This window comes from Bradyrhizobium sp. WYCCWR15520 (assembly GCF_056174665.1).
On sequence record NZ_JBWBWM010000017.1, the window covers coordinates 142,422 to 160,844 of the forward strand.

The following is an 18,423-nucleotide window of genomic DNA, read 5'->3' on the forward strand; positions in this document are numbered from 1 at the left end:
TTGCACTGGAGCTGCAATGCTCAGTAACGGGATAGTAACCTCGCCCGTGGGAAATTCCCTGTTCAGGTGGAGGTCCATGTGGTGGACGAGCACAGAACAGCACCACGGCGGCGCCTGCTGAAGGCGGGCAGGATTTCGTTTGGCGGCGGCACTATCGACTGCACCGTTCGCAATCTCTCCGAAACCGGCGCCGCCCTCGAGGTGAGTTCCCCCGTCGGCATTCCCGAACGCTTCACGCTGGTGATCGAACCTGATCACGTCCATGTGCCGTGTCATGTCGTTTGGCGCAAGGAGACGCGGATCGGGGTTCATTTCGAAGCCTGACCGGCGCAGCCGGCGTCGCGCGCGGCACGCGGCCGCGCACGACAAATCGCGTGGCTAAGAGAGCGAGTTCTCGCAACGAACGGTCAGTGCCTGGATTCGAGGTTGACGATCACGCCTGTGGGCTCCGGCTCGTGAGGCGATAGCTTCGTCAGCGTCTCATCGCTCCAATAGGCAAGGTTCACGATCATGCCGATCGGCGATTCCGGCTCGGAGGCCTCGGTCGGCTCCAGCACGTTGAGTCCGCCGCTGTCGATGAAGAATGTGTGATCGCCAAACATGCTGGCCAATTGCGGGACCACCGGATGATCATCGGGAAGCGCCTGGGCTTCGAATTGCGACAATGCGCGTTCGACCTGTGCCGAGTTCAATTTCATGCACGACTCCTTACCTGGCTTCTGGTTGGTGAGAACCGCGTGATGGCCTTGACCACACGCGGCTCCTGCGGAGGAAATGACGTCAGGCGTATCGAACCTGAACGTTCGTCCCCACCGGCGCCGCACGCCGGTCCGCAGGTTCGCTTTCAATTCCGCAAACAAGCCGAATTGAATTCGGGACAGTGGTGCCTCTTTGCGGCGGTTCAAGCCGGCAACGGAATTAAATTCGCAAAGTTCCGCAGAAAGACAGGTTTTGAAATTTTGCACATCTGCTGGAACGGGGGGAACCAAGCGGAACGTTCCATCCGCACCAATCTATCTTCCGTCAGGAATGGGATGCCGCCTTGCCAGTTCGTCGAGCGTGAGATGCGCCTCCTCGTCGCTCAGCGCGAAACGGACGATGACATCCTGACGGCCGATCTGCCCCCAAAGCCCCTCCGACGACCATTTCTGCGGCGCCGGCCCGCGCAGGCCTTCGACCCAGACAAAATACCATTCCGTCATCGCAGCACCTCAGGAGCCTCCGATCAGGTTTTGGACCGGAACCGGGTTGTGGCGTCGATGCAATGATATCGCAGACCTCGCACGCGAAACAGGCCGGCGGCCCGTGGCCGCTGCGCCCAACCGCGCCAGAATGAGGCGCAGCGGGCTTCGCTTGAACCTTTTCAGGCACGGTGGCGACAATCCGGGTGATTGCCCAGAGGATTGCCGGTCATGAATTCGCCAGCGCCAGTTGCCCAACCCGCATCGAACAGCCCTGCCCGCCGCATCGCCGTGGCGCTGATCCTGGGCGGCTTGGTCTTTACGGTGCTGTGGATCATGGTGTTCAACATGGTCATCTCGCTGCTGATCGGCGCCGGCTGCTGCGTTGTGATCGTTGCGGCAAGCTCCGCGTCGGACGTGGTCGAAATGATCCTCGATGCGGTGGCCTCCGTCATCTTCGGCGTCGTGGCCGTGATCGCGGCGATCTTCGGCGCGATTTTCAGCGTGTTCGGGTTTTAGCTGCGCGGCTTCACAGGTCATAAATTCCTTCTAATTACGCCAGACGTGCAGCATGAATTGGCGACCGCGGCCGGGATCACGTTCTTCAGCCAACAACGGGCATTCACCCCCTGGATGCCGGGCCTGACGAATGTCCAGGCGCGGCATCCGCTGTCCGCGTTGCAAAGTCTCTGGCAATCTCTTGCATTGCCCCTTAGTGGGACGGTGCGGAAATCGTTGCCGGGTCGATCGATGTTCCGGGAGAAGTTTTCCCCTTGCGCCAGAGCGGTGCCGGCGATTCCAGAAAATGTAATAACGAATGCGGATGCGAATATCAGACTACGGAGATACATAACAACCTCCTGTGGCAATCTCCTGAATTCGCTATTTAGGCGCTTTCCGATCGCAACCCGATATGAACTGCCTCACATGCTTGCCGCCATTTATGAGATCGGGATTGCGGTGGCAGCGCAATGCCGATCTCGGCACCTGATGAGCGCTACGCCACGGCCTGCCGTTCGCTCTCGGCGAGGCCTTGCAGCAATAGTTCGCCGAGCGGCACGGGTTTGCTGAAGAAATAGCCCTGCCCCAGGGCAATCCCGAGCGAGCGGATCTTTTCGACCTGTTCGTATGTCTCGACGCCCTCGGCGACGATCGAGAGGTTCAATGTCTTCGCAAGCTGGACGATCGATCCAAGGACGGCGACGGTCTCGGAGCGGCCGATCCTGTCGATGAAAGACTTGTCGATCTTGACCTTGTTGAACGGAAACGCGGTCAGATAGGACAGTGACGAATAGCCGACGCCGAAATCGTCGAGCGCAATCGAAACGCCGAGCCGCTTCAGGCGTTCGAGCGTCTTGAGATTTTCCTGGCTGTCGGCCAGGAAAACGCTCTCGGTGATCTCGAGCTCCAGCCGCGTTTCGGCAAGCCCGCTGTCCGCCAGCGCGTACATCACGGAATCGACAAGGCTGCCGCTGGCGAATTGCAGGGCGGACAGGTTGACCGCAACCTTGATATCATCCGGCATCATCATGGCATGGCGGCACGACTTGGCGAGCACCAGATTGCCGAGCTCGACGATCAGCCCGCACTTACGGTTTCGCTCGGGCTCAATGTTTTCGTTAAAACCCCCGTAGGAACACGGAGATACCTGCGATCCCAGCCGCGTGGCTGGCTCGAACAGCGAGCACGTATACGTCCGCATTCTCGCGGCGTAGGGGCCCGAGCTTTGCTTGGAACTTCCGCCCTCAAAAAAGCCAAGGGCGCAGGGAAAGCCGGGTGCACGCTGCACCCGCGGTCTCGCGTGCTTTTGCGCATAAGGAAACGCACACGAGCATACAGGGCAGCGGAGGCATCCCGGCTTTCCCTGAGCGATGGTTTACGGCTTACTTCGTGCTCTTCCCGGAGAACGGCTTTCTTGCCTCCGTCACCCCTGAGAAGCTTCGCTTCTCAAGAATTTAACGCCAGCACCGCGGCGCCAGAACCACACGACTTCGCCGTCCGCTTCAGGCGCTTAACGTCAGCTAGCGCTATCAGCGTCCACCGCATCTCACCGCGCGTTCGTGACGTGGCCAACGCCCCTTGGGTAGGTGAGACGCGCGGAGTTATGGCGTTGATTTGGGTCGCGCGTGAAGCGGAATATTTTTGCGACAAGGACTGGACAGGTTTTACTGATTTGCCCGTCGTGCCAATTGGTCGCACCTCGCGGGCGACAATCTGCGCTTGCATTGAAGGGCAAATCAGCGGCAGCGCGTAGCCCGCATCTCAGCCCGCGTCCACATCTACCAGCCGCGTCTTTGAACGGAACAGAATGGGAGGCCATATCGTTGCCCGTCATGAGCGAGACGCTGGCAAACCTTGTCGCAGACTCCTTTCAGATCGCCTGGGACTACCTTGAGGCAACCGGCGAGCTGGGCAGCCCGGACATTGCGGCCAATCATCTGCTCGATACGATTGAAATGATGATCAAGTGTGGAGAGCGGCGACGCCTGCTGCTCTCGAACAATGCCATCAGCGCCTACCAGCGCTTCAGGGCGGAGCAACTGATATCCCTGGCCTCGTAGGAACAGGCCATTTCCAAGCGCGTTTGCTCTTCGGAGGTGTGCAATGGACAATCTCACGAAGAGAAACCAGCCCGACCGCAGCAAGATCAACATGCACGAAGACTACGAGGTCAAGCACTGGACCAAGGCGCTCGGCGTGACGAGGGAAAAGCTGCAGAAGGCAGTCGACAAGGTCGGGAATTCAGCCGCTGCCGTTCGCAAGGAGCTTGGCCTGTTGGGTACGTCTCATTCGTGATCGCCCCAAAATGTCCTGTGTTTCGGCCTGGGATGGGTTTGCGAGAACCACCCCACGCGCGCATGGAGCGAAGAGACCGGCTGTCAGTGCTGACAGCGCCATGCCTTGCGCATGCCAGCAGGCCAACTGGGTTGAACAGCCGCACATCTCAAAGGCAGCGGAAGAGGATTGAGGCCGGTCCCCATCAGGGAACCTTGGCTGCCTGGTGCGTTGAAACCTTGGTTGCCTTGGTGCGTTGAAACCTTGGTTGCCTTGGTGCGTTGATATGCATGCACCCTTTTGAACAACGAGAAAAGCCCTCGGCTTCAGCCGAAGAGCGTGCGGCGAAAGCAGAGCAGCGCCGCTGGGACGTCGAGCAGGCGCTCCGCGAACGCAAAGCGGCTGACGACGCTTTCCGCGTCAACTTCGAGCGACTGAAAGCCGAACGCCTCGCTCGCGAGGCAGCGAAGTCATAGCGCACCGCTGCGCTTCCCAGTGGTATCGATGAGGGATGTAGCCCTCATTGAGGTGAAGGCCCATGGCGTTTCGCGCCAGGGGCCTTTTGCTTTTCGGCGGGTGCCCGCATGAGCCACGGGTCGCGCGCCCGCGACGAGCGTAATTGCGCTCGCGCAGAGATGACAGGCTTCGCGATATGCGGGATCGGCACAACCGCTGCCTCCTTCACTCGGTGAACTACGGCGGACAAGCGCTCATCCGGGCTACTTTGCTCATGTTGATCCCAACGCGGCGCGAAAAGGGACTGTTGAGACGTCTGGTCGAAGCAAATTAAAAATCTGGCGATAAGCGTGCTTATTTTGGCAGGAACCATTTCCAGTATGCTTAGATCGTCGCCAGCAGAGCAGATGCGGTCAGCGAATGCAGTGGTACGTGATCCTGGTTTCGGTCGCCACGATCGGCGCATTTGGGTGGTTTGCGCTCGAACTCATTGGTCGGCCTATTCGAAATTTCTTCGATCTACGACGGACTGTGCGCCATCAAATGCCTTTTCTAGCGAACGTCGCAGCGCCACAACCTCGCGAGACCTGCGTCACTTCCGAGCAGATACGACAATACGATACAGACTTGAAAAATGCGCGCGAGGCACAACGTGTCTTACGTGATTTGGCCTCTCAAATGCTGGCGTTCGCCGAGAGCGAAAGGCCGGCTTGTATCGCAATCAGGCCGTTTGGTTTTGATCCCTCGTCGGCTGGCAGCGGCCTGATCGGACTTTCGAACACGCTCGACCGCCATGGGACCGACCGCGACAGCTTTCGCAAAAATGTCGAACGGGCACTGCGGTTTGGCTAGGCTGCTTGTTCATAGATGCATGGGGAAGCTGTGGTGAGGTATGATGCACTTCTACAGACAGCGCCCAAGGAGTTCGGCACGCAATGGGTGTCATGAAGTGCAAAACCCACGGACGGGTCAATTTCGTGGAAACCTGCTCGCACATCGCGAAGCAGATAGGCGGCCAACACCCCCCACGCGGGCGGCGTCTCACGATTATGGGACACTTGTTTGTTTGCGAGGCCTGTTTCGTATCTCACGGATTTGATCGCTTCAACGACTTGGACGGTCTTCCTCCGGAAGCGTTGGCTGACGTCGATGACCTTCATTGGAAAGCGTTTGAAGCGGCTTACAATGCTCTCGAAGGACGGCAAGCATTCTGCTTGCAGTGCGTGGCGGAGCTTGAACGTCAAAACTCGTCCGTCTGAACGGGCCCGCCTAGCAATGAGCAAGTAGCTCGCATGAGCCAGCGGGTCACGCCCGCGACGAGCGCAACTGCGCTCGCGCAGAGATGACAGGCTCCGCGATATGGGGGTCGGTACGAACCAAAGTCCGGATGTCGCTTCCTCTTTCGCTCGCTGAGCTACCGCAGACAAGTCGCTCATCCGGACTACCCTTGCTAGACCCGCGCTTTAGGAGTTGTATACCGCCGATCAACATGCGCCGTGCAATGCGCGAACAGCGATTTGAAGGCCGACAAGCATTCTTTCCCACCACTCCCTGGGGAGGAAAACACTTTGCTTGGGGTCCCGCTGGTTGGCACCCGGGGTCGGGCATGAGAGGTTGGAGCGCGAGTGTCGTCGCACTATTCCTGGTGAGTTCTCCCGGGCTCGCAGGTGCGCAGGTGAACTGCGAGGCGATACCTCGCGGACCGGCGCGCACCGATTGTTACCTCGGCCTCGCTCAGTACTATCGGGCACACTCGGATCTTGCCGCAGCCAAAGCGCTGCAGCAATCAGACGCCGCGTGGTATCGAGCGATTACTGGGGCCGACCCTGCAAAGTATAGACCGCCCCGGCGACGATAAAGGTTTGGACAGTGTTTGCACGAAGACGAGGAAGCCTACCATGCGGTTGTCTCAAGTCGCTGCTTTCGCGCTGATCGCTGGAGCAGCAAGCACAATGTCGATGTGTCCAGCGTTTGCCGCGCCTGACTGTCCAAAGTTGATAGGACTTATAGATTGGGGCGAGAATTCAACCGGCGACATCAGCGTCGCACCGGGGGCGAGTTGCCAGTTTCCGATCCCGATGCGCGGCACGGTAAGCAGTTCTGACATTCTGCAAAAGCCGAAATACGGCAAGCTGAAAAAGCTCAACCCGACGACTTACGAATACAAGGCGAAGAAAAAGTACACGGGAAGCGATACGTTTGCCATCAAGGCGACGGGACAGGGGCCGTCGGCCTCAGGCACGTCGGTCATTACCGTAAATGCGACGATCAAATAGCGTTCCTTGTGTCCATCGCGCGGCGGGCGAAAAATGCGCCCTTCTCGGGAGGTTCGAACATGGCACGGCAGCTTTGTTTGCGATCATCCTCATAGGCGCAGGCGCGCTCCTCAACTCACCGGCAGTCGCGCAGGAATGGCGATGTGAGGACAGGGCCGCGAATTGCCTGGGCAGGTGCACCGACAGGGCGGCAGGGATAAGCGACTGGGGAAGTCAGGGAAAATGTTGGCGCTGCGACCGGCAACTGATCAAATGCGTGAGCAACGCGAACATGCGGCGGCAGCGTCTTTATTGAACTCGATGGCATGCCGGTGCCGTTCAAAGACTTTCGAAATCTGCAAGCACGGTTCGGCCGCGACACCACCAGCGGTGTGAAGAGCGATGATTTTGGTACAATGGCTTAAGGGCTACACACAGGCTGAGCTTGATAGCGCCCAACGTCGATTTGGTTTGGAGTTTCCTCCGGACTTGATTGCCTTGTTAAGGGACAAACGTCCGGCAAATGGACACGATTGGACGAACGATGCTGACATAAGGCGAGCGCTGGCTTGGCCGTTTGAAGGACTTCTGTTCGACGTGGAACAGAATCATCTGTGGTGGCCAGAATGGGGAACGAGGCCAACCAAAGTAGATGCCCGCAAGGAGATTTTGCGATCAGTCGTCTCGCGTGCGCCGAAGTTGATACCGTTAATCGGGCACCGATATTTGCCGGAAGAACCCCGCGAGCAAGGCAACCCCGTATTCTCCGTCTATCAGGCCGACGTGATTTACTACGGAGCCAATTTGACGGACTATTTTGAGCGAGAGTTTCTTGGGTTCAATCATCGTCCCTGGAGCCAACCAACCAAGCACATCCCATTTTGGCCCGACCTTGTGGAGCGGAACGGCGACCCAAGTTTCGTCGCGACCGAACTATAACTCTCTTGCCAGCAAGTAGCCCGCATGAGCCGGGGCGGGCCGAAGATCCGGCCCGCCCGCGCCCACCTCAAGCGGTCACGAGGAAGTTCGAGGCGGCCAACTCGTTCGGAAGCAGACCCACGAACAGCACCTGATCGCCCCCGCCGAGATTAAGGGTGGTACCCGAAGTTCCCGCGGTCAGATTGTCCAGTGGGTCGAAGTCGGCTCCAAAGCCTTCCAACACCGCGACGTCCTGCGTTACGTCGAAGTCGTTAATGATAATCATTGCCTCCTTCAGACTCGCGAAAGACGAACTGATCGGCCCCACCGAAACCGGCGAGGGTGTCGTCGTCGGCGCCGCCTTCGATCGTGTCAGCAGCATTGCCGCCGATGATGGTGTCATTCCCGCGGTCTCCGAACAGTCGGTCAGGCGCGTGATCCGCCAATGACTGGGTGGCGACCGCCCGGATGAGGTCGTTACCGTTACCACCAAAGATCGTGTCGGCGGCAACGTCGCCGCCTCGCAGCGTGTCATTCCCGGCGTCTCCAAACACGACATCGCCCGTAGGGTCGTTCCAGACGATCGAGTCATCTCCGGCACCGCACAACCTTGGAACCATCAGCAGGTAGCCGCATGAGCGAAGCGACATGCGGGAACAGGAATGGGATATCAACGGAAACGCCCGGATATCGCGGAGCCTGTCATCGGGCGCGCATTCGCGCGACCCGTTGGCTCGTCCGGGCTTGCTGTATCTGCTTCGCGCCTTCTCTGGCGGAAGTGTTCCAGGTCGTTCGCCGGTGGCGGCCGCGAAATCCCATGGCTAAAGAAAGCCAGGTAAGTTGTCGGCAGCCGCGCCGGTCGTTCGTCCTCCAGATGCAAAGCGCGAGAACCGGATACCGAACCATGGGAAAGATCGCAATCACCCACATCACTTTCGAGAGCGTCATGCAATCACCCGGAGCCCACAATGATTCCCACCATCACAGCCTTTGAACGGTCGCCCGACCGCGGTGAGGGACAGGCACGTGACATGCGTGTTCGTTGGGCGCTCGAAGAAGTAGGTCAACCGTACGACGTTCGTCTTGTTTCGTTCAGTGATATGAAGGAACCCGCGCATCGTGCGCTTCATCCATTCGGGCAGATTCCGACATATGAAGAAGGCAATCTCTCCCTGTTCGAGTCGGGAGCGATCGTGTTCCATATCGCGGAGCGCCATAGTGGCCTGCTGCCGGACGATGCGAATGCCCGGGCGCGCGCGATCACATGGATGTTTGCCGCGCTTAACACGGTGGAGCCGCCGATTGTTGATCGCGAAATGGCCACGCTCGTGGAGCGCGACAAGACCTGGTACGAGCAGCGCCTGCCTATCCTCGAGGATCGCGTCCGTGGCCGGCTGGACGAACTTTCCCGTCGGCTTGGCGATGCCGACTGGCTCGATGGCGCGTTCAGCGCCGGTGACCTACTAATGGTGACGGTGCTGCGCAGGTTGAACGGATCGGGCCTACTGGACAAATATCCGAACCTCTCCGCCTATGTCGCCCGCGGCGAAGCACGGCCGGCCTTCAAGCGTGCTTTCGACGCTCAATTGGCGGTTTTCACCGCCGCATCCTCTGGCTGATAAAGATTTGCCCTGGGCGCAATTCAGCCGTTAGGCATGCTTGGCATCGGTGCCTGCTTGATGGTGCCCAGGGGCGGGATCGAACCACCGACACTGCGATTTTCAGTCGCATGCTCTACCAACTGAGCTACCTGGGCATCTCGAAGGCCCAAAGGCCGCACCGAGCGGGCGGTTTATAGAGAGGTCGGAAGCGCCTGTCCACCCGCCTTCGCCGAAGGCTTCGGCGTGGCAAGCCCGGCTGGCGCCCCATCCCCAAGTTATTGGGGAATATCCCTTATTCGGCGTCTTCGGGGTCGGTGGGGCGGCCGGGGATGACGTAGGTGTCGGAGAGCCAGCGGTTCAGGTCAACGTCGCGGCAGCGGCTGGAACAGAACGGCAGTTTGGCAGGGTCGGCCGGCTTGCCGCAGACCGGGCAAGGCTTTGGCGGCGGCTTGGGTCCGCCGGCCTCCTTGGGGCCGTCAACTGGCATTGAGCCAGCCGAACCGGATCGGGAAGCCCTCGCCGCCCATCAGCGTGACCGATTCGTAGAGCGGCAGGCCGACCACGTTGGTGTAGGAGCCGACCATCTTGACCACGAACGAGCCGGCAATGCCCTGCACGGCATAGCCGCCGGCTTTGCCGCGCCATTCGCCGGAGCCGATATAGGCCTGGATGTCGTCCTCGCTGAGCCGCTTGAAACGCACCCTGGTCTCGATCAGGCGCTGGCGGAACGCCTCCTTCGGCGTCACCAGGCAGATCGCGGTGTAGACGCGGTGGTTGCGGCCCGACAACAGCCGCAGGCACTGCGCGGCTTCATCGACCAGATTGGCCTTGGGCAGGATGCGGCGGCCGACCGCGACCACGGTATCGGCGGCGAGGATGAAGGCGCCGCGCAGCTCGTCGTCGAGCTGGACCGATTTCAGCGCCGCGTCGGCCTTGGCACGGGCGAGGCGGTTGGCGCAGGCGCGCGGCAGCTCGCCCCGCTTCGGCGTTTCGTCGACATCGGCCGGGCGTAGCGCGTCGGGCTCGATGCCGGCCTGGTTGAGCAGGCTGAGCCGCCGCGGCGAACCGGAAGCAAGAACGAGTTTGGGACGGCCAAGCATGCTTGATGTGTCGGGATTTTGGGATTCGGATGGACGCGCGCGCGGAACCTATCGGAAGGCACTCCTTTCCACAACCGGGGAACAAGTGATTGTTGCGACTGCGAATCTCTCCGTCGTCCCTGCCTAGTGCGCAATTGCGCACGGGGCGCAGGGACCCATAACCACAGGCGGTTGTCATGGGGATGACAGTGGGTGGCTGGCACTTTCTCGACTTACCCGACCGCAGGGCCGCGATGAGCGCAAGTGCGCTCACGCTCGGGGTTCCTGCTTTCGCAGGAACGACGGAAAGAGCTTTACCCGCTCGCGGCCCCGACCTTGGCAAAGCGGCGGCGGATGCGCATCAACAGGCCGTCGCAGACCTCACGATAGGCGGCGAGTTTTTGGTCACGGCTGCCCTCGGTGCCGGTCGGGTCCGGCGTCGGCCAGTATTCGACATCGGCGGCCATGGTGCGCGTCAGCTCCAGCGCCTTGTGATGGGCCTCCGGCGACAGCGTGATGATGAGATCGAAATTGAGCCCTTCCCAGTCCTCGAGCTCCTCGAACGTCATCGGCTTGTGGCCGGAAATATCCTGGCCGAGTTCGGCCATCACGGCGACCGCGAACGGATCGAGCTCGCCCTTCCTGGCGCCGGCGGATTTCACGTAGAGCGCCTGCGGGAACATCTGCTTGAGCAGGCTTTCCGCCATCGGCGAACGCACGCTGTTCAGCCCGCATGCGAACAGCACGGCCTGCGGGTTGCGCGCGCCGGGCGCATCCATGCGTTACGAGATCCGGCTGCGCGACATCATGCGTTCATTTTTACGCATGATCTTATCCGAAAACCGCTGCGCACTTTTCGGGATCATGCGTCCTGCCCTTTCCAGTGCAGCACGCAGATCAGCGTGAACAGGCGGCGCGCGGTTTCGAAATCGATTCTTACCTTGCCCTTTAGCCGCTCCTGCAGCGTGCGCGAGCCTTCGTCATGGATGCCGCGGCGGCCCATGTCGATCGCCTCGATCTTGTCGGGCGTAGCTGTCCGGATCGCCTGGTAGTAGCTGTCGCAGATCATGAAATAGTCCTTCACGATTCTGCGGAACGGCGTCAGCGACAACAGATGCGCCACCACGGGCGTGCCGTTCTCGTGGCGGATGTCGAACATCAGGCGGTTGCCGGTAATTGCAATGTGCAGCGTGAACGGCCCCTGCTCCGCACCATCAGGCGCGAACAAATTCTGCTCGATCAGATCGTAGATCGCGATTGCGCGCTCGTGCTCGATATCGGGACCGGAACGCCCGATCGATTCCTCGTCGAGCGTCACCGCGACGATGCGGTTGTGCTGATCATCGTCTGGTGGCGGTTTGTTCATGGCAAATTGAGGCGCAATCCGACGGAGCGTGAATGGGCATCCAGACCCTCGGCCTTGCCCAAGGTCATCGCGGCGGGCCCCAGCGCGCGCAACTGGTCCGGCCCGCATTTGAGAATCGAGGTGCGCTTCATGAAGTCTAGCACGCCGAGCCCGGACGAAAACCGCGCCGAGCGCGCGGTGGGCAGGACATGGTTGGAGCCGCCGACATAATCGCCGATCGCTTCGGGCGTATGGGGCCCGAGGAAAATCGCGCCGGCATTGCGGACTTTTGCCGACAGCGCTTCCGCATCCGCTGTCATGATTTCCAGATGCTCGGCAGCGATGGCATTCGCGAGCTCGACCGCCTCGTCGAGCTTTTTCACCATGATGACGGCGCCGAAATCGTTCCACGAGGCCCGCGCGATGTCGGCGCGAGGGAGCGTCGCAAGCTGGGACTCCACCGCACGCTCGACCTCGGCCGCGAGGGCCGCACTGTCGGTGATCAGGATCGACTGCGCGCTGGCGTCGTGCTCGGCCTGCGCCAGCAGATCGGCGGCGATCCAGCCGGCGTTACCCGTGTCGTCTGATATGACGAGCACTTCCGAGGGGCCGGCGATCATGTCGATGCCGACCTTGCCGAACACCAGCCGCTTGGCGGCGGCGACATAGGCATTCCCCGGGCCGACGATCTTGGCGACCGGCGCGATCGTCGCCGTGCCGTAGGCCAAAGCCGCCACTGCCTGCGCGCCGCCGACGCGATAGATCTCGGAGACTCCGCCGAGATAGGCCGCAGCCAGCACCAGCGGATTGAGCTTGCCGTCGGGCGAGGGCACCACCATCACCACGCGCGACACGCCGGCGACGCTCGCCGGCACCGCATTCATCAGCACCGAGGACGGATAGGCCGCGGTGCCGCCGGGCACGTAGAGGCCGACCGCATCGACCGCGCTCCAGCGCCAGCCGAGTTCGACGCCCAGCGCATCGGTAAAGCGCTCGTCCTTCGGCAGTTGCCTCCGGTGGAAGGCCTCGATCCGGTCGCGGGCGAATTTCAGCGCATCGACGGTTTTGGGATTGCAGGCCTTCACCGCGGCATCGATTTCGGCCGCGGTCACGCGCAGGCCGGCGGCGTCGACCTCGAGCCGGTCGAATTTTTTCGTCGCCTCGATCAGGGCGGCGTCGCCGCGCGCGGCCACGTCGTCGACGATGGCCCTGGTGGCGCGCTCGACATCGGCCGAAACCTCGCGTTTGGCGGCGAGGAATTCCTTGAATTTGGGCTCGAAATCGGCGCTGCTGGTATCCAGGCGAACGGGCATGGCGGCTTTCTGGGCGAGATCGAAAGGTCCATGCTCAATGGCGCGGCGGCCAAGGGCCGTCAACCCTGTGGGACCGTCATTCCGGGATGGTCCGCAAGGACCAGACCCGGAATCTCGAGATTCCGGGTTCGCTTCGCGCCCCGGAATGACTTCCCCTCACCTCACCCCTCCGGCCCCAGGGGCGCGATGGCGAGGTCGCTGGTGCCGATATCGTCGGTGCCGAGGTCGGTCAGCTCGCATTCCAGACATTCGACGTCGAGCCGCAGCGCCCCGCCATGGCTGAACAGCAGCAGCGCGCTGCCGCCCGGGGGCTCGGCGGGGTGGAATTCGATCCCGACCAGTTCCAGCACCGCATCCGGCTGGTCCAGATCGATATTGCGGGACTTGCAGGCCAGGACGCGGTCGAAGCGCAGTGCCGCGATCGAGCGGCGCGGTTCGGTTCCGCCCGACAGTGTCTGCTCCCAGTCCAGCCGGTTCATGCCGACCACCAGCCGCTTTTCGTCCTGCCGCCAGACGATGTCGGCGGCGAGCACGCGGGCGTCCTGCACATGGGCGGAGATCACCGCGAGATCGTCGGCGTCGAGCGCAATCAGTTTGAGCAGGTCCGCCGGCATTCCCAAAAAGTCCTTCGCTAATGTTTGGGCATGATCTTTTTCGGAAAACCGGTTCCCGCTTTTCCGGATCATGCTCTAGTCGCTGATGCGCTCGATCGACGCGCCGCAGGCCGAAAGTTTTTCCTCCAGCCGCTCGAAACCGCGATCCAGATGATAGATCCGGTTGACCATGGTTTCACCTTCGGCGGCAAGGCCCGCGATGACCAGCGAGACCGATGCCCGCAGATCGGTGGCCATCACAGGCGCGCCGCGCAATTTGGCCGTGCCGTCGATGGTCGCGGTCTCGCCATCCAGCGATATACGCGCACCGAACCGCGCCAGTTCCTGCACATGCATGAAACGATTCTCGAAAATCGTCTCGGTGATCTGCGAGGAACCGCCGGCGCAGGCCATCAACGCCATCAATTGCGCCTGCAGATCGGTCGGAAAGCCCGGGAATGGCGCGGTCGATACCGTCACCGGGCGGATGCCGGCGCCATTACGCGCGACCCGGATACCGTCATTGTTGACGGTGATAACGGCGCCGGCCTGCGTCAGCACATCGAGCGCCGACTGCAATAGTTCGGGACGGGCACCGGAAAGCTGTACGTCGCCGCCGGTCATCGCGACCGCCATCGCATAGGTGCCGGCCTCGATCCGGTCGGGCAGCACGGTATGCCGCGCGCCGTGCAGCTTTTCGACGCCCTCGACCACGATCCGCGGCGTGCCGGCGCCGGTGATGCGCGCGCCCATCTTGTTCAGGCAGTCGGCGACGTCTGTGATTTCCGGTTCGCAGGCGGCGTTGGTGATGATTGTGCTGCCCTTGGCGAGTGTCGCCGCCATCAGCGCCACATGCGTTCCGCTCACCGTCACCTTGGGAAAATCGATCGCAGCCCCGCGCAGGCCGCCCGGCGCCTTCGCCACCACATAGCCACCGTCGATGGTGAGCTCGGCGCCGAGCTTTTCCAGCGCCATGATCAAAAGATCGACCGGGCGCGTGCCGATGGCGCAGCCGCCCGGCAGCGAAACTTTCGCCTCATGCATCCGCGCCACGAGCGGCGCGATCACCCAGAAGCTGGCGCGCATCCGTGACACCAGCTCATAGGGCGCCGTGGTGTCGATGATATTGGCGGCCGAGATGTGTAGGGTCTGGCCCTGATAGGCGCGGTCGCCCGGCCGCTTGCCGGCCGACATGATGTCGACGCCGTGGTTCCCGAGGATGCGCTGCAACTGCGCGACATCGGCCAGCCGCGGCACGTTGTCGAGGATCAGGGTTTCCTCGGTGAGCAGGCCTGCGATCATCAGCGGCAGGGCGGCGTTCTTGGCGCCCGAGATCGCAATGGTGCCGTTGAGCTTGCTGCCGCCGACGATACGAATGCGGTCCATGCCATCCCCCTTTCGACGCACAAATTATGAGCGCGTGCGTCCACGGCAGAAGCGGCGATCTTTGCGGCGATTTGATGGGGTGGGCTCGAAGCCAACGGCAGTCGTTCCGGGGCGCTCACGACGTGAGCGAACCATGGGGCGCGCCCCTTGCGCCCCTGAGAACCTTGAGATTCCGGATTCAGCCCTGTGGGCTGCTCCGGAATGACATCCAGCTAAATCGAATTAATATCCGCGCTCTCCAGGATCGGCGTCGGATAGCCGTCGCGCGCCACCTTGATCATGGCGCGGCCGAGCTGTTCGCTTGTCGTCATGTGGTTCGGCGTGGCTCGCACCATCCAGGACAGCAAGGGCGCGGTGACGGCATAGACTGCATTCACCCACGCCGTCTTCGACCTGACGCCATGCAGCGGCTGGATGCCGGACGGCCGGAACATGTAGGCCGCCTTGAACGGCAGCTTGAGCAGATCGTTCTCGGTCTTGCCCTTGACCCGCGCCCGTCGGAGCGGGCCCTGCTCGGTTGAATCAGTGCCTTTGCCGGTGACGTAGGTGAACACCATGCCGGGGTTAAGCCGCGCCAGCGTGGTCGCCGCCGCCATGGTGACGTCGTAGGTCAGATGCCGGTAGCGCTCGGCATCCATGCCGATCGAGGAGACGCCGAGGCAGAAGAAGCAGGCGTCGTATCCGGTAAGCTCGGATTCGATCTTCGAGAAATCCGTGAAATCGTCGTGCAGGATTTCACGCAGCTTGGCGTGCTGCACCCCGGCCGGGCTGCGGGAGACCGCCAGCACGCTTTCAACATTGGAATCGACCAGGCATTCGCGCAGAACGCCCTGCCCGACCATGCCGGTGGCGCCGAACAGGATCGCTTTCATGTCAGGCTCCGCTCATCCCTTGATGAACGCCAGCAAATCGGCATTGATGGTGGGAGCTTCGGTGGTCGGCATGCCGTGCGGAAAGCCCTTGTAGGTCTTCAGCGTGCCGTTCTTCAGAAGTTTTGCCGACAACGGTGCGGAGTCCTCATAAGGCACGATCTGGTCGTCGTCGCCATGCATCACCAGCACCGGCACGGTGATCTTCTTGAGGTCCTCGGTGAAATCGGTCTGCGAGAAGGCGACGATGCCGTCGTAATGCGCCTTTGCGCCGCCCATCATGCCCTGACGCCACCAGTTCTGGATCACCGCCTCCGACGGCTTGGCGCCCGGCCGGTTGTAGCCGTAGAACGGACCGGCCGCGACGTCGCGATAGAACTGCGAGCGATTGGCCGCCACCTGCGCCTGGAAATCGTCGAACACCTGTTTGGGCAGGCCGCCGGGATTGGCCGCCGTCTGCACCATCAAGGGCGGCACCGCGGCGATGATCGCAGCCTTCGCCACCCGGCTCTCGCCATGGCGGGCGATGTAATGCACCACCTCGCCGCCGCCGGTGGAATGGCCGACGTGAACGGCACCCTTGAGATCGAGATGCGCCGTCAGCGCCGCGAGGTCGTCGGCATAATGGTCCATGTCGTGGCCGTCGGCGACCTGGCTGGAGCGGCCATGGCCGCGGCGGTCATGGGCGATGACGCGAAAACCGTTGTTCAGGAAGAACAGCATCTGCGCGTCCCAGTCGTCGGCCGACAGCGGCCAGCCATGGCTGAACACGATCGGCTGGCCCTTGCCCCAATCCTTGTAGAAGATCTCGACGCCGTCTTTGGTTGATATGGTGGGCATTACGAATTCTCCTCTTGTGATGCGGTCATTCCGGGACACGCGTTATCGCGCGGATGCGAAATCCGGATGAGATGGAGATTCCAGGTTCGCGCTGACGCGCGCCCCGGAATGACGAAATCGGGTCAGACGTAGGCCGGCGCCGGGCGGAATCGCCTGAGCACACCGATGATCACGACGACGAAGAACACCAGCACGATGCCCTGGACGACGGCGAACGGCGGCTCGGCCGGCGGCACGCTCGGCGCCAGCGCGTGGAGCGCCGGCACTTTCAGGAACGACTGAACCACCAGCACGAAGACGTTGAGATAGAGCGAGACCAGGGCGGTCAGCGCGTAGATCCAGCGCCAGGCGCCGCTAAGCTTCATGGCGTAGAGCGCAAAACAGGCGATCGCCAGCAGCACCAGCGAGACAATGCCGAAAAGATGCGACGGCAGCAGCTTCTCGGACAGCAGCGGCGGAATCAGAAACCCTGAAACGCTGGTCAGGATCGTGAACAGAAGGAAGATCGCGGTTAGGCCCGGCATCCGCTTCGAGCCGAGCATCCCGAACATCACGACAAGGCCCGCAACGATGGCGATCAGGCTGATGACCACATGCACGAGAACGAATGTCGCCAAGCTCATACCTAAAATCATGTGCGCCCCCGCCATTGGAAATGTTCCAGAGGTTACGATGCATCATCGAAAATTTCCACACGCATCGCGTGCAGCTTCGTCAGGGCAGGCATGTGCGTGAATAAATGACGCATCAACGAAAGTAGTATGATGCACGAAATCTTTGCACCGCTGTCATAAACCGGGCAGCGCCAGCGCTGAAGAGTTAGATCTAGAGTGTACTCATGAATTCGGCTCTTACGCCCCGAAAAGCGACATCAGTCAGACGCGCGTTAGCATGTCCGCCGGGGGCCAGATGCGGTAGTCGGTTGGCTCTGGTAGAGTTGACTCCTGCCGCCGTCATCGCGGACGCTCCAAGTGCCCGAGGGATTTTCGGATGGGGGAAGCGAAACGGCCGTTGCGACTATTCCATAGAGTCGTCTCTTTGTCCGCTATGGGTGAGACTCGGAAGTATCTGGCCGCGAGAACTCTTGTCCGCTTCTCTCAAGGAGCTGATTAGCCACCGCTTTGAAGATCGGCGGCTTAGGGCCAGGAGCTGCCGGAACGAGTTACGTGGCGTAGTTCGTGGTCGGTTGGTGTTCTAGCCATCACGCTAACAGCTTGTGTAAAAAGAGGCCGCTGATTTGCCCGAGCATCATACCAATAGCCATGATTGCCAGTGCGCCAAGGGAGCGCAGTTGACGGGCAAGCCAACCAAGGTCCGGGTTTCGTAGCGAAAAGAGTTGGTAGCCAACCGCAAAGCCACTAAATCCGCCAATCAGCCCGCCAACGACTTGAAGGATTGGAAAGGGACCCATCATCACGGCCGATATCCTAGCTTCGCGCTACAGGCTATCGCCGCCACTGGGTTGCTCTCTATCGGGCTTTATCAGTACACGCCCTAATAATAGCGGGGGATCGGACCGTTATGCGGCGTCTTGCGGCGCGACAGATCGAACAGCACTTCGTCGACATAGCACCAGCCCCAGCCTTCCGGCGGATCGTAGCCTTCGATCACGGGATGGCCGGTGGCATGAAAATGCGCTGACGCGTGCTTGTTGGGCGAATCGTCGCAGCAGCCGACATGGCCGCAGGTGCGGCAGATCCGCAAATGCAGCCACTGGCTTCCGCTTTTCAGGCACTCCTCGCAGCCGAGCGCGCTCGGCGTCACCGTTTGAATGCCGGCGATATGGCTGCAGCCCTTTTTGGTCACCGCTTC

Annotated in this window: 28 protein-coding genes and 1 tRNA gene; 9 read left to right on the forward strand and 20 right to left on the reverse strand. The window is 61.3% G+C overall.

The window, feature by feature from the left end; all coding sequences use genetic code 11:
- Positions 1-81 precede the first annotated feature (81 nt).
- Positions 82-324, forward strand: a complete 243-nt coding sequence (locus AC0QUY_RS20750; RefSeq protein ID WP_161850386.1) for a PilZ domain-containing protein — start codon at positions 82-84, stop codon at positions 322-324.
- Between the two features lie 83 nt (positions 325-407).
- Here the strand turns inward: AC0QUY_RS20750 and AC0QUY_RS20755 are convergent, their stop codons facing one another.
- Both AC0QUY_RS20755 and AC0QUY_RS20760 read right to left on the reverse strand, forming a co-directional pair.
- The gene (locus AC0QUY_RS20755) at positions 408-989 is read right to left on the reverse strand and encodes a hypothetical protein (protein WP_475388167.1); all 582 of its coding nucleotides are present in this window, start codon (positions 987-989) and stop codon (positions 408-410) included.
- Between the two features lie 24 nt (positions 990-1,013).
- Positions 1,014-1,202 (reverse strand): hypothetical protein, encoded by a 189-nt coding sequence (locus AC0QUY_RS20760; RefSeq protein WP_475388168.1) that lies wholly within the window; start codon positions 1,200-1,202, stop codon positions 1,014-1,016.
- A gap of 210 nt (positions 1,203-1,412) precedes the next feature.
- Here AC0QUY_RS20760 and AC0QUY_RS20765 point away from each other — a divergent pair, with 210 nt between their 5' ends.
- The gene (locus AC0QUY_RS20765; protein ID WP_475388169.1) at positions 1,413-1,700 is read left to right on the forward strand and encodes a hypothetical protein; all 288 of its coding nucleotides are present in this window, start codon (positions 1,413-1,415) and stop codon (positions 1,698-1,700) included.
- Positions 1,701-1,717: 17 nt separating this feature from the next.
- Here the strand turns inward: AC0QUY_RS20765 and AC0QUY_RS20770 are convergent, their stop codons facing one another.
- Together AC0QUY_RS20770 and AC0QUY_RS20775 are read right to left on the reverse strand one after the other, a co-directional pair.
- Positions 1,718-2,032 carry a PAN domain-containing protein gene (locus AC0QUY_RS20770; RefSeq protein ID WP_475388170.1) on the reverse strand — a complete coding sequence of 105 codons (315 nt, stop codon included), beginning with the start codon at positions 2,030-2,032 and terminating at the stop codon, positions 1,718-1,720.
- A 146-nt stretch (positions 2,033-2,178) separates the two neighbouring features.
- Entirely contained in the window at positions 2,179-2,883 is a 705-nt protein-coding gene (locus tag AC0QUY_RS20775; RefSeq protein WP_475388171.1) for an EAL domain-containing protein, read from the reverse strand.
- Between the two features lie 631 nt (positions 2,884-3,514).
- Between AC0QUY_RS20775 and AC0QUY_RS20780 the strand changes: the two genes are divergently transcribed.
- From AC0QUY_RS20780 to AC0QUY_RS20800, 5 genes are all read left to right on the forward strand, one after another.
- Positions 3,515-3,742, forward strand: coding sequence for a hypothetical protein (locus tag AC0QUY_RS20780; RefSeq protein ID WP_161850393.1), 228 nt, complete (start codon positions 3,515-3,517; stop codon positions 3,740-3,742).
- Between the two features lie 43 nt (positions 3,743-3,785).
- The gene (locus AC0QUY_RS20785) at positions 3,786-3,977 is read left to right on the forward strand and encodes a DUF3606 domain-containing protein (protein WP_161850394.1); all 192 of its coding nucleotides are present in this window, start codon (positions 3,786-3,788) and stop codon (positions 3,975-3,977) included.
- A gap of 855 nt (positions 3,978-4,832) precedes the next feature.
- Complete coding sequence (locus tag AC0QUY_RS20790; protein WP_475388172.1) at positions 4,833-5,264, forward strand: hypothetical protein; 432 nt, start codon at positions 4,833-4,835, stop codon at positions 5,262-5,264.
- An 83-nt stretch (positions 5,265-5,347) separates the two neighbouring features.
- Positions 5,348-5,671: a hypothetical protein gene (locus tag AC0QUY_RS20795; RefSeq protein WP_475388173.1), complete on the forward strand. Its 324-nt coding sequence runs from the start codon at positions 5,348-5,350 to the stop codon at positions 5,669-5,671.
- A gap of 639 nt (positions 5,672-6,310) precedes the next feature.
- The gene (locus AC0QUY_RS20800) at positions 6,311-6,688 is read left to right on the forward strand and encodes a hypothetical protein (protein ID WP_475388174.1); all 378 of its coding nucleotides are present in this window, start codon (positions 6,311-6,313) and stop codon (positions 6,686-6,688) included.
- 110 nt (positions 6,689-6,798) lie between these two features.
- Here the strand turns inward: AC0QUY_RS20800 and AC0QUY_RS20805 are convergent, their stop codons facing one another.
- Positions 6,799-6,912, reverse strand: coding sequence for an SWIM zinc finger family protein (locus AC0QUY_RS20805; protein WP_161856252.1), 114 nt, complete (start codon positions 6,910-6,912; stop codon positions 6,799-6,801).
- Between the two features lie 157 nt (positions 6,913-7,069).
- Between AC0QUY_RS20805 and AC0QUY_RS20810 the strand changes: the two genes are divergently transcribed.
- Positions 7,070-7,606 carry a hypothetical protein gene (locus tag AC0QUY_RS20810; RefSeq protein WP_475388175.1) on the forward strand — a complete coding sequence of 179 codons (537 nt, stop codon included), beginning with the start codon at positions 7,070-7,072 and terminating at the stop codon, positions 7,604-7,606.
- 67 nt (positions 7,607-7,673) lie between these two features.
- Here AC0QUY_RS20810 and AC0QUY_RS20815 read toward each other — a convergent pair whose 3' ends face one another.
- Both AC0QUY_RS20815 and AC0QUY_RS20820 read right to left on the reverse strand, forming a co-directional pair.
- Positions 7,674-7,871 carry a hypothetical protein gene (locus AC0QUY_RS20815; RefSeq protein WP_475388176.1) on the reverse strand — a complete coding sequence of 66 codons (198 nt, stop codon included), beginning with the start codon at positions 7,869-7,871 and terminating at the stop codon, positions 7,674-7,676.
- Positions 7,858-8,235, reverse strand: coding sequence for a calcium-binding protein (locus AC0QUY_RS20820; protein WP_475388177.1), 378 nt, complete (start codon positions 8,233-8,235; stop codon positions 7,858-7,860). The genes AC0QUY_RS20815 and AC0QUY_RS20820 overlap by 14 nt, the downstream gene beginning before the upstream one ends.
- A 318-nt stretch (positions 8,236-8,553) precedes the next feature.
- Between AC0QUY_RS20820 and AC0QUY_RS20825 the strand changes: the two genes are divergently transcribed.
- Positions 8,554-9,204 carry a glutathione S-transferase family protein gene (locus tag AC0QUY_RS20825; RefSeq protein ID WP_475388178.1) on the forward strand — a complete coding sequence of 217 codons (651 nt, stop codon included), beginning with the start codon at positions 8,554-8,556 and terminating at the stop codon, positions 9,202-9,204.
- 61 nt (positions 9,205-9,265) lie between these two features.
- Here AC0QUY_RS20825 and AC0QUY_RS20830 read toward each other — a convergent pair.
- The 13 genes from AC0QUY_RS20830 to AC0QUY_RS20890 all read right to left on the reverse strand — a co-directional run bounded on the left by AC0QUY_RS20830 (position 9,266) and on the right by AC0QUY_RS20890 (position 18,417).
- A tRNA-Phe gene (locus AC0QUY_RS20830) sits at positions 9,266-9,341 on the reverse strand.
- Between the two features lie 137 nt (positions 9,342-9,478).
- A complete protein-coding gene (yacG, locus tag AC0QUY_RS20835) occupies positions 9,479-9,673 on the reverse strand; it encodes a DNA gyrase inhibitor YacG (RefSeq protein WP_161850423.1) in 195 nt (64 codons plus the stop codon).
- Positions 9,663-10,286 (reverse strand): Maf-like protein, encoded by a 624-nt coding sequence (locus AC0QUY_RS20840; RefSeq protein ID WP_025588490.1) that lies wholly within the window; start codon positions 10,284-10,286, stop codon positions 9,663-9,665. Before AC0QUY_RS20840 ends, yacG begins: the two co-directional genes overlap by 11 nt.
- A gap of 293 nt (positions 10,287-10,579) precedes the next feature.
- Positions 10,580-11,044 carry an arsenate-mycothiol transferase ArsC gene (locus AC0QUY_RS20845; protein WP_161850424.1) on the reverse strand — a complete coding sequence of 155 codons (465 nt, stop codon included), beginning with the start codon at positions 11,042-11,044 and terminating at the stop codon, positions 10,580-10,582.
- Between the two features lie 83 nt (positions 11,045-11,127).
- Positions 11,128-11,631: a UPF0262 family protein gene (locus AC0QUY_RS20850; protein ID WP_161850425.1), complete on the reverse strand. Its 504-nt coding sequence runs from the start codon at positions 11,629-11,631 to the stop codon at positions 11,128-11,130.
- Positions 11,628-12,923, reverse strand: coding sequence for a histidinol dehydrogenase (gene hisD / locus AC0QUY_RS20855; protein WP_475388179.1), 1,296 nt, complete (start codon positions 12,921-12,923; stop codon positions 11,628-11,630). The genes AC0QUY_RS20850 and hisD overlap by 4 nt, the downstream gene beginning before the upstream one ends.
- Positions 12,924-13,084: 161 nt before the next feature.
- Entirely contained in the window at positions 13,085-13,537 is a 453-nt protein-coding gene (locus tag AC0QUY_RS20860; RefSeq protein ID WP_475388208.1) for a DUF2948 family protein, read from the reverse strand.
- 75 nt (positions 13,538-13,612) lie between these two features.
- On the reverse strand, positions 13,613-14,902 hold the full coding sequence (gene murA / locus AC0QUY_RS20865) for a UDP-N-acetylglucosamine 1-carboxyvinyltransferase (protein WP_475388180.1): 1,290 nt from the start codon (positions 14,900-14,902) through the stop codon (positions 13,613-13,615).
- Positions 14,903-15,114: 212 nt separating this feature from the next.
- Complete coding sequence (locus tag AC0QUY_RS20870; RefSeq protein WP_475388181.1) at positions 15,115-15,774, reverse strand: NAD(P)H-binding protein; 660 nt, start codon at positions 15,772-15,774, stop codon at positions 15,115-15,117.
- 12 nt (positions 15,775-15,786) lie between these two features.
- A complete protein-coding gene (locus AC0QUY_RS20875; RefSeq protein ID WP_475388182.1) occupies positions 15,787-16,611 on the reverse strand; it encodes an alpha/beta fold hydrolase in 825 nt (274 codons plus the stop codon).
- A 122-nt stretch (positions 16,612-16,733) separates the two neighbouring features.
- Positions 16,734-17,246 carry a hypothetical protein gene (locus tag AC0QUY_RS20880; RefSeq protein WP_475388183.1) on the reverse strand — a complete coding sequence of 171 codons (513 nt, stop codon included), beginning with the start codon at positions 17,244-17,246 and terminating at the stop codon, positions 16,734-16,736.
- A 566-nt stretch (positions 17,247-17,812) separates the two neighbouring features.
- The gene (locus AC0QUY_RS20885) at positions 17,813-18,028 is read right to left on the reverse strand and encodes a hypothetical protein (protein WP_475388184.1); all 216 of its coding nucleotides are present in this window, start codon (positions 18,026-18,028) and stop codon (positions 17,813-17,815) included.
- A 77-nt stretch (positions 18,029-18,105) separates the two neighbouring features.
- Positions 18,106-18,417, reverse strand: a complete 312-nt coding sequence (locus AC0QUY_RS20890; RefSeq protein WP_475388185.1) for a UBP-type zinc finger domain-containing protein — start codon at positions 18,415-18,417, stop codon at positions 18,106-18,108.
- Positions 18,418-18,423: the final 6 nt, after the last annotated feature.